This window comes from Bacillus sp. G402 (genome assembly GCF_051172515.1).
GTDB classification, from domain to species: Bacteria; Bacillota; Bacilli; order Bacillales; family Bacillaceae; genus Bacillus; species Bacillus altitudinis.
In genome coordinates, this window is the sequence record NZ_JBPIZC010000001.1 from 1,358,473 (window position 1) to 1,370,779 (window position 12,307).

Annotated in this window: 13 protein-coding genes; 1 reads left to right on the top strand and 12 read right to left on the bottom strand. The window is 41.7% G+C overall.

Annotation, left to right across the window (positions count from 1 at the left end):
• Positions 1 to 12: 12 nt before the first annotated feature.
• The 9 genes from ACSBQP_RS07175 to ACSBQP_RS07215 form a co-directional block, all read right to left on the bottom strand.
• Positions 13 to 765 (bottom strand): YjbA family protein, encoded by a 753-nt coding sequence (locus ACSBQP_RS07175; RefSeq protein WP_008348490.1) that lies wholly within the window; start codon positions 763 to 765, stop codon positions 13 to 15.
• 165 nt (positions 766 to 930) lie between these two features.
• Positions 931 to 1,830, bottom strand: coding sequence for an oligopeptide ABC transporter permease (opp4C, locus tag ACSBQP_RS07180; RefSeq protein ID WP_017360169.1), 900 nt, complete (start codon positions 1,828 to 1,830; stop codon positions 931 to 933).
• 33 nt (positions 1,831 to 1,863) lie between these two features.
• On the bottom strand, positions 1,864 to 2,814 hold the full coding sequence (locus tag ACSBQP_RS07185; protein WP_007499031.1) for an ABC transporter permease: 951 nt from the start codon (positions 2,812 to 2,814) through the stop codon (positions 1,864 to 1,866).
• 77 nt (positions 2,815 to 2,891) lie between these two features.
• Positions 2,892 to 4,526: a peptide-binding protein gene (locus tag ACSBQP_RS07190; protein WP_017360170.1), complete on the bottom strand. Its 1,635-nt coding sequence runs from the start codon at positions 4,524 to 4,526 to the stop codon at positions 2,892 to 2,894.
• A gap of 85 nt (positions 4,527 to 4,611) precedes the next feature.
• Positions 4,612 to 5,607: an ABC transporter ATP-binding protein gene (locus tag ACSBQP_RS07195; RefSeq protein WP_025207148.1), complete on the bottom strand. Its 996-nt coding sequence runs from the start codon at positions 5,605 to 5,607 to the stop codon at positions 4,612 to 4,614.
• Between the two features lie 23 nt (positions 5,608 to 5,630).
• A complete protein-coding gene (locus tag ACSBQP_RS07200) occupies positions 5,631 to 6,611 on the bottom strand; it encodes an ABC transporter ATP-binding protein (RefSeq protein ID WP_216894896.1) in 981 nt (326 codons plus the stop codon).
• A gap of 170 nt (positions 6,612 to 6,781) precedes the next feature.
• A complete protein-coding gene (locus ACSBQP_RS07205; RefSeq protein ID WP_056407963.1) occupies positions 6,782 to 7,576 on the bottom strand; it encodes a DUF2268 domain-containing protein in 795 nt (264 codons plus the stop codon).
• A gap of 77 nt (positions 7,577 to 7,653) precedes the next feature.
• Positions 7,654 to 8,895, bottom strand: coding sequence for a beta-ketoacyl-ACP synthase II (gene fabF / locus ACSBQP_RS07210; RefSeq protein WP_191218898.1), 1,242 nt, complete (start codon positions 8,893 to 8,895; stop codon positions 7,654 to 7,656).
• Between the two features lie 21 nt (positions 8,896 to 8,916).
• On the bottom strand, positions 8,917 to 9,855 hold the full coding sequence (locus ACSBQP_RS07215; protein WP_008348504.1) for a beta-ketoacyl-ACP synthase III: 939 nt from the start codon (positions 9,853 to 9,855) through the stop codon (positions 8,917 to 8,919).
• Positions 9,856 to 10,024: 169 nt separating this feature from the next.
• Here ACSBQP_RS07215 and ACSBQP_RS07220 point away from each other — a divergent pair, with 169 nt between their 5' ends.
• Positions 10,025 to 10,258, top strand: a complete 234-nt coding sequence (locus tag ACSBQP_RS07220; protein ID WP_008348506.1) for a hypothetical protein — start codon at positions 10,025 to 10,027, stop codon at positions 10,256 to 10,258.
• A 202-nt stretch (positions 10,259 to 10,460) separates the two neighbouring features.
• On the opposite strand, the gene ACSBQP_RS07225 is transcribed toward ACSBQP_RS07220, so the two are convergent.
• From ACSBQP_RS07225 to ACSBQP_RS07235, 3 genes are all read right to left on the bottom strand, one after another.
• A complete protein-coding gene (locus ACSBQP_RS07225) occupies positions 10,461 to 10,658 on the bottom strand; it encodes a ComZ family protein (protein WP_008348507.1) in 198 nt (65 codons plus the stop codon).
• An 11-nt stretch (positions 10,659 to 10,669) separates the two neighbouring features.
• Complete coding sequence (locus ACSBQP_RS07230; RefSeq protein ID WP_017360174.1) at positions 10,670 to 11,635, bottom strand: BMP family ABC transporter substrate-binding protein; 966 nt, start codon at positions 11,633 to 11,635, stop codon at positions 10,670 to 10,672.
• A gap of 90 nt (positions 11,636 to 11,725) precedes the next feature.
• On the bottom strand, positions 11,726 to 12,301 hold the full coding sequence (locus ACSBQP_RS07235) for a nad binding enzyme (protein ID WP_144684663.1): 576 nt from the start codon (positions 12,299 to 12,301) through the stop codon (positions 11,726 to 11,728).
• Between the last annotated feature and the right edge of the window lie 6 nt (positions 12,302 to 12,307).

The following is a 12,307-nucleotide window of genomic DNA, read 5'->3' on the forward strand; positions in this document are numbered from 1 at the left end:
TGCAAGCTTTTTCTAATTCACTTTTGATTCGTTTTCCATTTCCCAAAGTTTTTCAAAAAATGGCTGTCCTTTAATCATTTTTTCACAAAAGGCTAAATGGTTTTCTGACCATCCATCAATGGTTTCGTTATAAAGCATGTTCCAAATCTCCTCGAAAGACATTCGTTTGATCTGGTTGTACATGCGCGGATTCCATTCTGTATACCAATAGGCAATTTCTGCCCGGTTTTGAAGCCCCTTTAGTTGATCTAACGCCATAAACATCAGCTGCTTCAGCTGTCTTTCTTTTCTCGTTAATCCGCTGATATGCTGCGGTGGTAATGATAGGATGTGATATTCTTTCGTCGATTCAAGGCTGTCTGTTGTGAATTCATACTCCTCTGCCTTCACATCTTTCACCATTTCATACACCAATTGCTCCTGTCTTGGAATCAATCGGCTCTTTCTCACAGGGATGGAATAACCAATCGTATCCACAGCGATGATTCTAATCCCGTCCGTGACCACAAAGCAATACTCTAATTTACGGCGTTCATGATTTTTTCGAATATATGATTTCTCAAATACAGACTCTAGCAGCGTCTTCGGCAGCTCTGATAGATCATTCTCTATGTAATCAAACAAAGGACTCTGCACCTTGAGTAAAGGTACTTGATCTAACAGCTCCACGCTGTCCTCCTTGCGCCACTCATGAAAATGGCACACATTATAGCCATTCTCTTCCCCTTCAAACCAATTCACCCATACGTCATGAAGAAATAACATAACCAATCCCTCACTTTTTAAAAACTGTTGTCCACAGTATGGGCAAGGGATAGAGAAATTATTCCAACTTTATTAAAACTTCTCCCTGACGGAAGGACGGCTTTATTTCCTGGGAAAAGGAGAACGTCTCGCAGAGTCCTTTCACGATTTTCTATAAGCAGAACCTTATTTTAGCTTTTTAGGATCAAGGGCATCTCTCAGTCCATCACCTAAGAAGTTAAAGCATAAAACGGTAAGTAGAATCAGTAAACCTGGGAACAGTGGATACCACCATGCTTGCACCATAATGGAGAAATTTTGTGCATCTTGAAGCATGTTTCCCCAGCTCGCCGTTGGAGGCTGGATGCCGAACCCTAGATAGCTAAGTGTCGACTCAGCTAAAATAACAGAACCGACTTTTAATGTAGCAGACACAATAATAGGGCCGATACAGTTCGGTAAAATATGCGAAAAGATGATGACATGGTTTTTCGTTCCGATCGTTCTTGCTGCGAGTACGAATTCTCTTGTGCGAAGTGACAAGAATTCACTGCGGATCAGCCTGGCGGTTGTTGTCCAGCCAGTCAGCGCAAAGATTAAAATCAATTTATCAATACCCGGTTTAAAAATTGTCACTAGCGTGATCAAGAGAAAAATATCTGGAATAGACAATACGACATCCACCATTCTCATGAGCACAGAATCGACAAAACCTTTAAAGTATCCCGCTACCGCCCCAATGACGGTACCAATGGTGATGGCTCCGACTACTGAGACAAAGCCAACTAATAGAGACACCCTCGCTCCGTATAGCACTCTTGAAAAAATATCTCGACCAAACTTGTCGGTTCCCATAAAATGCTCTGCACTTGGAGGCTGTAGCCGTTTCAACAAGTCTTGCTGTTCCGGTGCGTAAGGTGCGATCACCGGGGCAAAAATAGCTGAAAAGATAATGATCAATAAAATAGCGGAGCCGGCAACCGCCAATTTATTTTTGAAAAATTTCTCACAAAATAAACGAAGCATCGTCTCTGGTTTTGGCGGAAGGCCTTCTTTTAATTTGAGATCAACAGGAGGTGTTCCCATATTAGGTTGTGCCAATTGTGCCTCAGCTCCCTTCTAATATTCAATACGCGGATCAACGATCGCATAGAGAATATCCGCTATTAAGTTTCCAACGACCACGAGCACAGCAGAGATAACAGTCATCGCCATAATGACGGGATAATCTCTTGAAAAAGCAGAATCGATAAACAGTTTCCCAAGCCCTGGCCATGTGAAGATTTGTTCCACCACGACTGCGCCGCCAATAAAGGATGGAATCATGAGTCCAAAGATCGTAATAACAGGCATCAGACCGTTTCTCAATCCATGTTTGAAGATGACTTTGTTCTCTCTAAAACCTTTCGCTCGCGCCGTGCGAATGTAATCCTGCCGCATCACATCGAGCATACTTGACCTTGTATAACGTGTAAGGCCTGCCATATCAGCCGTTGCTAAAACAAAGGCAGGTAAAATAATATGATGAAGCCGGTCAAATAGATTAAAATCTGCATTTAAGGTAGAGACACCCCCGGTCGGAAACCATCCTAAATTCACTGATAACACCATTATAAGGATCAAACCAAACCAGAAATTCGGAATAGCCAGTCCGATAAATGATGTAACCGTAATACCATAGTCAAGTTTTGTATACGGACGTTTTGCTGAAAGAACACCAAATGGGATGGCAATGATCAGGGCAACTAATGTAGAAAAGATCATGAGGATGAGGGTATTTGGCAGCCGGGCAAAAATCAAATCAGCCACGGGCGTTCCTTTTTTTACGATGGATGTGCCAAAGTCACCTTGAAGCATATTACCGAGCCATTTCATATATTGCACATATTCAGGATCGTTCAACCCGTACTTATCAATAAAGGCTTCCCGGTCTGCGGCACTAATGGTCGGGTCCATCATGAGTGACATCGGATCGCCTGGTGCTGCTTTCATAATCGCAAAGGACAAAATCGTAATACCAAACAAAATCGGGATGGAAAGAAGTGTCCTTCTAATGATATATGTAACCATGTGCACAACTCCTTTTTCATCGGATGGCCATACTATGATGAAAAAAGGGGAGACACCTCCCCTTCTTCACTTGCAGACTACTGTTCAATCCACCATTTTTCGATTTTGTAATATTCATCTTTCGGGTGGTAAGAGTAGCCTTGTAGATTAGATGGCATCGCGCGATGTGAGTTGGCATAATAAAGGAACGTATACGGCTGGTCTTCTGCAATCAGCTCATAAATTTTTTCATACGCCTTTGAATACTCTTTACGATCACTCAAGTTTTTGGCATCAACTAGCAGCTTATCGACTTCTTCATTTTTATACCAAATGTTATTTAAGCCTTTTTCAGACTGACTTGAATGGAAAATGCTGTATTGGTCAGGGAATGTCGCTAAGCTCCAGCCGAGTAATAACGCATCATAATCCCATTTTGGCGGAGTTGTTTGTTCGATTAATGCACTGAACTCCACAATTTGCGGTTTTGCTTCAATGCCAATTTCTTTGAGCTGCTGCTGGACAACGACAGCAATATCTTCACGGACTTTGTTTCCTTGGTTCGTCTTCAAAACGAAGGAGAACTTCTTACCGTCTTTATCAAGATAACCGTCTCCATCTGTATCCTCCCAGCCCTCTTCCTTCAGCATCTTCTTCGCTTTTTCTTGATCAAATTCAAATACTGGGACATTTTCATTTTTAGGGTAGTTCCATGACAACGGGCTTTCTGGGATGTTGGCTACTTTCCCGTCTCCATTTAACACTTGATCGACAATTGTTTGACGGTCAATGGCATGGGTAAGCGCTTGGCGGACTTTTTTGCTTTTGAACAGTTCGTTTTTCTGATTCCAGCCAATATATGAATAATTAAGCCCTAGATCAGATTCGATTTTGATGTTACTAACTTTTTCAGCTGTTTGCAGTTCTGCTCCAGGCACTGCAAAGAAATCAATATCACCTGCGGATAGCTGAGCCATGGCTGCATTTTGATCAGGAATCGTTTTAATGGTGACTGTATCAAGGTATGGCCGTCCATCCCAATAGTCATCAAATGCTTCAAGTTTGACATAGTCTCCTTCTTTCCACTCGGCAAATTTAAATGGGCCAGAGCCGATTGGATTTTTTCGGTTAAATTCATTTTCTCCAAGATCCTTTATAGGGACATCACCTAAAATATGCTTTGGTAAAATGCCATAGCTTCCTAGCGTGACGTTATAAAAATATGGATCTTTTTTATTCAGCTTAAATTCGACCGAATAGTCCCCTGTTTTTTTGACAGACTCTAATACTTCAAAGCCTGATCCACGCTCACCATTGTAATCCTTATTGATCGGAATGCTGTATGTAAACACAACATCATCAGCAGTCAGTTCTTCTCCATCATGAAACTTCACGCCTTTTCTAATGGTCACATCAAACTGTTTGCCGTCATCGGATTCTTTAATATCTTCTGCCAACGCCAGCTGTGGGTTAAGCTTTCCATCTGTTTGCAGTAAAAAGCTATAGATTCTCTCTTCAATATCAGAACTTGCCACGTCTGTTGAGTAAAGTGAGTTAAATAATGTAGGCTCTGCAATCGAACCAATGACAAGATCTCCACCTTGTACAGGTTTACCTGTGGATTTCTTTTCACTGTCTCCAGACGTTTTATTTCCACCAGAACAAGCAGCAAGGAGCAATGTAAAGATCAGCAGTAAACTGACCAAAATGGACTTTCTCTTTCTATCTTTCATAGACAATTCCCCCTATCTTTTTTAAAAAATGATGACAGAAGCCCGTTTCATCCCCCCTCTCAAAGATGAGATCATACAAGCGTGATCAAGCGTCGTAGAGGTGGCAGGCCACAAAGTGGTTCGTTTTTAATTCTTGAAATTCTGGTACTTTTTCTTTACAGACTTCTTTCGCGTGTGGGCATCTTGTATGAAACACACAGCCTTTTGGCGGATTTGCAGGGCTTGGTAAATCTCCTTGCAGCATAATCCGTTCCCTTTTCACCTGACCTTTTTTACGGGTGACTGGAACGGAAGATAAAAGCGCCTGTGTATACGGATGAAGCGGATCATCGTACAGGCTGTGCTTATCCGCAAGTTCCATCATTTTGCCAAGATACATGACGCCCACTCGATCACTAATGTGGCGGACCACACTGAGATCGTGAGAGATAAATAGATAGGTGAGGTCAAACTCTTCTTGAAGCTCTTCCATCAAATTGATGACCTGCGCCTGAATGGAGACGTCAAGCGCTGAAACAGGCTCATCTGCTATGATCATTTCAGGATTCATGGCAAGTGCACGAGCGATACCGATCCGTTGCCTTTGTCCGCCGGAGAATTCGTGCGGGTATCGATTCGCAAAACTTGGGTGAAGGCCGACTTTGGATAAAAGCTGTTCTACTTTTTCATTTCTTTCTTTTAAGGAATATAAGTGATGTGTTTTGTAGGGTTCTTTGATGATACTTCGAAGTGTTTTTCTAGGGTTGAGTGATGCAAAGGGATCTTGAAAAACCATTTGGATGTTTTTCCTTGTTGATTGTCTTAGTTTTGATTCAGATACATGAGAAATATCTTGCCCTTTAAATAGAATTTGTCCTTCTGTTGGTTCATATAAACGAATCATCGTCCGTCCTAATGTGGATTTACCGCATCCAGACTCTCCAACGATGCCTAACGTTTCGCCTTTATAAATGTTTAAGTCGATGCCGTCAACCGCTTTGACTGCTCCTACTTTCTTTTGCAGCACGCCAGCTTTAATCGGAAAGTGTTTTCGTATATTTTTTAATTCCAGGATGGTTTCTTTCTCAGATCGATCTGTCATGTATGGTTGATTTTCAGCAAGTGTCATGTTTGGCTTGCCTCCTCATATAAGAAACACCTGACGCTTCTACCATTTTCAAAGGTTGTCAGTTTGGGCAATTCACCTATGCATCGTTCCATGGCTTTCGGGCATCTAGGCGCAAAACGGCATCCTGCGGGAAGCTGATCTGGCGCAGGGACATTTCCTTTTATCGCCGTTAATGGCTGAATGTCTCCGTCAATGACCGGAATGGATTCAAGCAGTCCTTCTGTGTATGGGTGAAGCGGCTGATCAAACAACTCTTCAACGGTTCCATTTTCAACAACCTGTCCGCAGTACATGACAATGACACGGTCTGCTACTTCCGACACAACACCTAAATCGTGCGTAATGAGAAGTATAGATGTACCAAAGGTCGAACATAAATCTTTCATTAAGGTCAGCACCTGGGCTTGTATGGTCACATCGAGAGCAGTAGTCGGCTCATCCGCAATGAGGAGCTTCGGATCACAGCTTAGCGCAATGGCGATCATGACTCGTTGACGCATACCGCCGGATAAACGGTGCGGGTAATCTTTGATGATTTGTTCTGGCCTAGAAAAGCCTACAAGCTTTAGCAAGTCAATCGCTTTTTTGGTCGCTTCTTTTTTTGAAAGTTTTTTGTGGTAAATGAGGATTTCTGTTATTTGTTCCCCGATGGTTAAGACGGGATTAAGTGAGGTCATGGGTTCCTGAAAGATCATGGATACATCATTACCGCGAATACTGCACAATTCCTTTTCACTATATGTAACAAGGTCTTTTCCATCAAGCATAATGGAACCATCCATAATCTTCCCACCAGTCCCATTAATCAGACCCATGATGGATAAAGACGTAATACTTTTACCAGACCCAGACTCACCGACTAATGCGACTGTTTCCCCTTTTTTGATACTAAAATCAACGCCATCAACAGCAGGTATTGGTTCCTTTTTTCGAAAAAAATAGGTTTTTAAGTTTTGCACTTCAAGCAGTGTGCTCATGCATTCGCCCCTTTCTCCATAGATCAAATGAACCGAATCAAAAAATTCCGTCTTTTTAGAATAAAAAGAATTATCAAAATTTATATTTGTATATTATTACATCAGCATGACGAAATCAAGAAGTATTTAGTAAAATTGTAATATGTCACTTTTTTTGCGAATGATTGTCTTTATGATTCTATCGCCTTTAAAAACGTTTCCGCTGGCTCCGCAATCATAGACTCCTCGCTGATTCGGTGCTCATCGAAATACTTTTTCACGATATAAAATCCAGTGGCATAGCCAAGCATTTTGGGGTAGTTCCCTTTTCCATAAAGGAGATTCTGTATCAGCCTTTCGTCGTCCTGCACTTTCTGATAAAGGTGACTGGATACCCATTTCTTGTACATGCGCTGCAGCTGCGATTCGTCATATAAAGTCGTCCACTTTGCTGTATAGCTTTCTCCATATCTATGATACACAGCATATTCAGCGAGCCCCTCCATCATGATTGTATCAAGGAATGTAAAATCTTTTTCTTCTTTCGTGAGAAAATGCAACCTGCATACATGGTGATATTCATGCGTCAGCAACGTACCGATTCGCTCCTTCGGTGTATGCGGGGATAAAAAAAGAAAGATTTTGTCATCAAATGCCATGCCGGATTGAAAGTAAAATTGTTCTCTGATCTCTTTGCTGCTCTCATTAACAGGCAAAATAAAGACAGGGACATCAGGACCTCCCCACTTTTTTTGCAGCGCTTTGTATTCTTTCATCACAAGCTTGAAATACCCTTTTTCTTTGAGCTTGTCGATCATTTCCTGGCAGGCGTTCCATGATCGAACCATTCCGTGATGTTGTAAATGGGCGAGAATAGATGATCCTTCTTTTTTCTCCGCTCCTTTAAAATAAGGGACAAAACGTGCCGCCAGCTCCTGAAATGATGATGATTGTTGGATGAGATATTGTGTATTGATCAGACCCATACCGCTGAACACCTCCATTTTCATCATATGCAAAAAGGCGGCGATCTGTTTATAGATCGCCACCTTCTTAAGACATATTACGCTTCGTATTTTTTGAAGATAATTGTCGCATTGTGCCCGCCAAAACCAAGTGAGTTGCTCAAAGCCACTTGTACTTCTTTTGAACGTGCTTCATTTGCTACATAATCAAGATCACATTCTTCATCTGGTGTTTCAAGGTTAATCGTTGGCGGAATGACACTGTCTTTAATCGCCAGAACAGAGAAAATCGCTTCTACTCCGCCTGCTGCGCCAAGTAAATGACCTGTCATTGATTTTGTCGAACTGATCGCAAGCTGATTCGCATGCTCTCCGAACACTTCTTTAATCGCCATTGTTTCAAACTTATCATTATACGGTGTGCTTGTTCCGTGGGCATTGATATAATCAATTTCTTCCACTGTTAAACCTGCATCACGAATGGCTTCTTTCATTGCACGTACGCCGCCTTCTCCGTTTGGAGCAGGTGCTGTGATATGGTATGCATCTCCAGTTGAGCCGTAGCCAACGATTTCTGCATAAATGGTCGCACCACGTTTTAACGCATGCTCTAATTCTTCAAGTACAACAATTCCCGCTCCCTCACCCATGACAAATCCGTCACGGTTTTTATCAAATGGACGGCTTGCTGTCTCTGGATCAGGATTTGTCGAAAGAGCTTTGTTCGCACAGAAACCAGCAAACGACATTTTCGTTAACGGTGCTTCTGTTCCACCTGTAATCATCGCATCTGCATCTCCGCGCTGAATGACTTTAAAGGCATCACCAATGGAGTTTGTTCCTGTTGCACATGCTGTTACAGTACAAGAGTTAACCCCTTTTGCGCCAAGTGCAATTGAAATTTGGCCTGTTGCCATATCTGGAATCATCATTGGAACGAAGAACGGGCTTACGCGTCTTGCTCCTTTATTCGAATACACTTCGAATTGCTCTTCGAATGTTTCAAGTCCGCCAATACCAGATCCAACCCATACCCCAACACGAGGTGCGTTTTCATCTGTAATTTCAAGGCGTGAATCATCTAAAGCCTTTTGAGCAGCAACGACTGCATATTGTGTGAAGCGTGCCATCTTTCTCGCTTCTTTTTTCTCCATGTAATCTTCGATGTTAAAATCTTTTAGTTCTGCAGCTACTTTTGCTGTATATTCACTTGAATCAACACGTGTGATCGGGCCAACACCTGATACACCTGCTACAGCATTTTTCCATGTTGTCTCTACATCGTTGCCAAGAGGTGTCAAAGCACCTAATCCTGTAACAACTACTCGTTTCTTATCCATTAATTTGTGCACCCCACTCTTTTATCGGCCCCATCGCATAGCGATTGCGCCCCACGTTAATCCTCCACCAAAACCAACCATTACAATCACATCGCCGTCATGAATTTTTCCGGCTTCGATTTCTTCACATAGTGAAATTGGAATGGATGCTGCTGATGTGTTTCCATATTTATGGACTGTTTTCGACATTTTTTCAACTGGCAGCTCTAAGCGTTCGCGTGCTGCTTCCATAATGCGAATGTTTGCTTGATGCGGAATCAAGAAGTCTACGTCTTCTTTTGATAGTCCAGCTTTTTCAATCACGTTTACGCTTGACTCGCCCATTTGTCTCACAGCAAATTTAAATACTTCTCTTCCATTCATGATTGTATGATCTTTTTCATCTAAGTACAAGTGCTTCCCGCCGCTTCCATCGGCTCCAAGCTCAAATGATAGAATTCCCTTGCCTTCGCTGACTGTTCCTAGTACAGCAGCACCTGCTCCATCTCCAAACAAAACAGCTGTGTTGCGGTCATCCCAGTCGGTAATGCGAGAAAGCTTTTCTACACCAACGACAAGCACGTGTTTGTAAGTGCCTGATTCGATAAATTGTTTTCCAGTAACAAGCCCATACATAAAGCCAGCGCAGGCAGCGCTAATATCCATTGCACATGCTTTATGTGCACCGAGCTGCTCTTGAATCATACAAGCGACTGTCGGAAATGCTTGATCTGGCGTAACTGTCGCTACAAGAATCATATCAATATCTTCTGCAGCCACATCTGCGTCAGCTAATGCTTTTTTTGCAGCAGCAAGCGCCATATGAGATGTATTGACATCATCAGATGCAATTCTTCTTTCTTCTATACCTGTTCTAGTACGAATCCACTCGTCAGAAGTTTCAACCATTTTTTCTAAATCACGATTTGTTAATACTTTTTCAGGTATATAGCGGCCAAGGCCAATAATTCCAGCATTCATTGAATAAGACTCCTTTTACTCATACGAGCATGTGATATTGTGATCTTATATTAGTATCTGGTACTAATTTTACCTTATTTTTTTCTCCTTGGCAATACAAACGTCTAACCTTTCCTCTCACTTTTTTCATAGATTAATGATATACCAATAGTAGAAAGGAACATGTGATATGGCGCAAAAGGATATTTTCTCAGCAATGATGTTTGGTCAGCCACTTGAAAAAGAGAAAAGCAAGACAGAAAAAAAGGAGGAGCGTGCAGAGACTTCTTCAAGTGATGACTCCATTGACTACATGCATGTCATGAATCAAATTGGAAACATTATGAACTCCATCGATGAGCTGAAGCCTGTGTTTAAAGATGTTGGTCCTATGATTAGTGCATTCAAGAAAAAATTATCATAAAAAAAAGCCACTATTCTGTGGCTTTTTTTGATTGTTGACAAAGGGCTAAAATATTTTAGCCCTTTGTCTTCTTCTCAGCGTGATAGAAAACCTTTGCAGTCTAGGAAGGACAGCTACTTGCACGGAGCGAATTTGTCATTCGTGAGCACCAGCGCGCAGGACTGACAAAGAATGCGAGGGTTTGTCTACACGCTGAAAGCCACTATTCTGTGGCTTTTTCTGATGCTGCATCTGCTTTTCCAAGCTCATATGCCTCTTGCATGACAGATGTAAACAAAGAGAGAAGCGGCTGAAGTGCTTGTGGATCAAGCTGAATCCCTGCTTTATCTAATTCTTCTTTTGCTTGTGGAAAATACTTCATCGCAATTTGTAAAAACTCCATCGATTTTTCGTGCTGCATGTTCAACGTCCTCACTTTTCATTTGGCAGTTTGCCTGTTTTTTTGTAATTCGCAATATCCTTCTCAATGTCTTTCACAAAAGCGCGGTCTATGGTTGAGCTAAATTTCCCCATTTCGATCACTCCTTCTTTAAAGTCAAAGGAGTACTCACCTTGTTCGTTTAGCTTGCCTTCATTAAACTTCTTCGCAATGATACTGTACGCTTTATCGACATGCTGTACTGTGCTAGTTAACACCGTATGGCTTCCAAGGTTGGATTGATCAGTGACATATCCGATCGCAGATAAATTGTCGGTTTTGATTTGTTCAATGACAGGGATATTATAACCATCACCTGCTGGATACACAACATCTACACCTTGTTTTTTCAATTTTTGATAGAGGTTCACCGCTTTGTCAGCATCATCCCAGTTTTCGACAAATTCCGCTAGGACTTGCACATGTTCGTCCTGATATTTTGCACCTTTGATAAAACCGTCTACTTCACTTTGCCAATCATATGTAGCCAGAATACCAATCTTTTTTGTTTTGGACATATGCGCTGCTGTCATGCCTCCGAAAAAGCCCATTGCTTCTCCTTTAAACGTGACGTTTGTGACATTATCAGCTTGAGGCTTGCCTCCATTGACCGTGATAAATTGTGTTTTCGGATAATCTTCACTGATCAAGTTGAAAATTTCGCTGTATTCATTGCCATGGCCAATAATCAAATTGACTCCTTTTTTATGAAATTCTTCAATGGCATCAACGATTTTCTCCTTGTCGACCATCCCTTCCTTATAATAAACATCTACACCAAATGTTGATTGGATATTTAATAAGCCTTTATAACCTTTCGTTCCCCAAACTTGATCATTAATCGTATCGGGGACGAGTAAACCCACCTTCTCAATATGTCCTTTTAACGGCGCCTGCGAGCAGGCAGATAGCATAAGAAGAAGGAACGAAAAGATCATGACAAGCCGCTGGTACTTCATGCCATGTTCAACTCCCTTTGCAACACGCAGGCATGAACCTGTATGTTAAATATAGGTTTATTTTATACTGAAAAAAGATAAGATGGAAGATCATTCTTGCTTTTTGTCGAAAAATGTTGAGTTTTGTCTTTTCCATTCTGCTATGATTTCTTCTGCTTGTTTGTCACCTGTTTGTCTTTCTACCTTCAATTGATGGATCATTTCCTGCCTTTGATCAGTCCGTGCCCACTTTAAAAGCTCCTTTGCGACATCTTCTACAAAAAATGCGTGATCATCCTTTGTTCGTCTCTCTTCATGGAGTGACCACGGACCAAACATGCGTGGAAGGATAACAGCCGAAACGCTTTGTTCATGCGAATGGCTTTGGGGTTCTTCGTAAAACAAGCGGTATATGCCATGCTTCGCTTCGAGGTCTGTCTCTCTGTTCATTGAATCATCTGATTGAAAAAAGATCAGGTCATATGCCTCTTTCCTATCTTGACCATCAATAACGCGGACAAGATCATTGCGGCCAAGCCACATCATCCGCTCTTCTAATAACATTTTTTGCTCCTCTGACTGCTCCTTAGGATATGTGATATCCACTTGTATGCCCTCTTTCATCATATATTCACAAAGTGTCAGGCCAAAAAATTCATCTGCACCTATGATCAGTCCTGTTTCCATGTTCAT

Excerpts from the sequence above, each read along its gene's own strand:
- ACSBQP_RS07220 (WP_008348506.1), top strand. The coding sequence starts at position 10,025 with ATGGCGCAAAAGGATATTTTCTCAGCAATGATGTTTGGTCAGCCACTT.
- ACSBQP_RS07205 (WP_056407963.1), bottom strand. The coding sequence starts at position 7,576 with ATGGGTCTGATCAATACACAATATCTCATCCAACAATCATCATCATTT.
- ACSBQP_RS07225 (WP_008348507.1), bottom strand. The coding sequence starts at position 10,658 with ATGCAGCACGAAAAATCGATGGAGTTTTTACAAATTGCGATGAAGTAT.
- ACSBQP_RS07175 (WP_008348490.1), bottom strand. The coding sequence starts at position 765 with ATGTTATTTCTTCATGACGTATGGGTGAATTGGTTTGAAGGGGAAGAG.
- opp4C (WP_017360169.1), bottom strand. The coding sequence starts at position 1,830 with ATGGGAACACCTCCTGTTGATCTCAAATTAAAAGAAGGCCTTCCGCCA.
- ACSBQP_RS07200 (WP_216894896.1), bottom strand. The coding sequence starts at position 6,611 with ATGAGCACACTGCTTGAAGTGCAAAACTTAAAAACCTATTTTTTTCGA.
- ACSBQP_RS07235 (WP_144684663.1), bottom strand. The coding sequence starts at position 12,301 with ATGGAAACAGGACTGATCATAGGTGCAGATGAATTTTTTGGCCTGACA.
- ACSBQP_RS07215 (WP_008348504.1), bottom strand. The coding sequence starts at position 9,855 with ATGAATGCTGGAATTATTGGCCTTGGCCGCTATATACCTGAAAAAGTA.
- ACSBQP_RS07195 (WP_025207148.1), bottom strand. The coding sequence starts at position 5,607 with ATGACAGATCGATCTGAGAAAGAAACCATCCTGGAATTAAAAAATATA.
- fabF (WP_191218898.1), bottom strand. The coding sequence starts at position 8,895 with ATGGATAAGAAACGAGTAGTTGTTACAGGATTAGGTGCTTTGACACCT.
- ACSBQP_RS07230 (WP_017360174.1), bottom strand. The coding sequence starts at position 11,635 with ATGAAGTACCAGCGGCTTGTCATGATCTTTTCGTTCCTTCTTCTTATG.
- ACSBQP_RS07190 (WP_017360170.1), bottom strand. The coding sequence starts at position 4,526 with ATGAAAGATAGAAAGAGAAAGTCCATTTTGGTCAGTTTACTGCTGATC.
- ACSBQP_RS07185 (WP_007499031.1), bottom strand. The coding sequence starts at position 2,814 with ATGGTTACATATATCATTAGAAGGACACTTCTTTCCATCCCGATTTTG.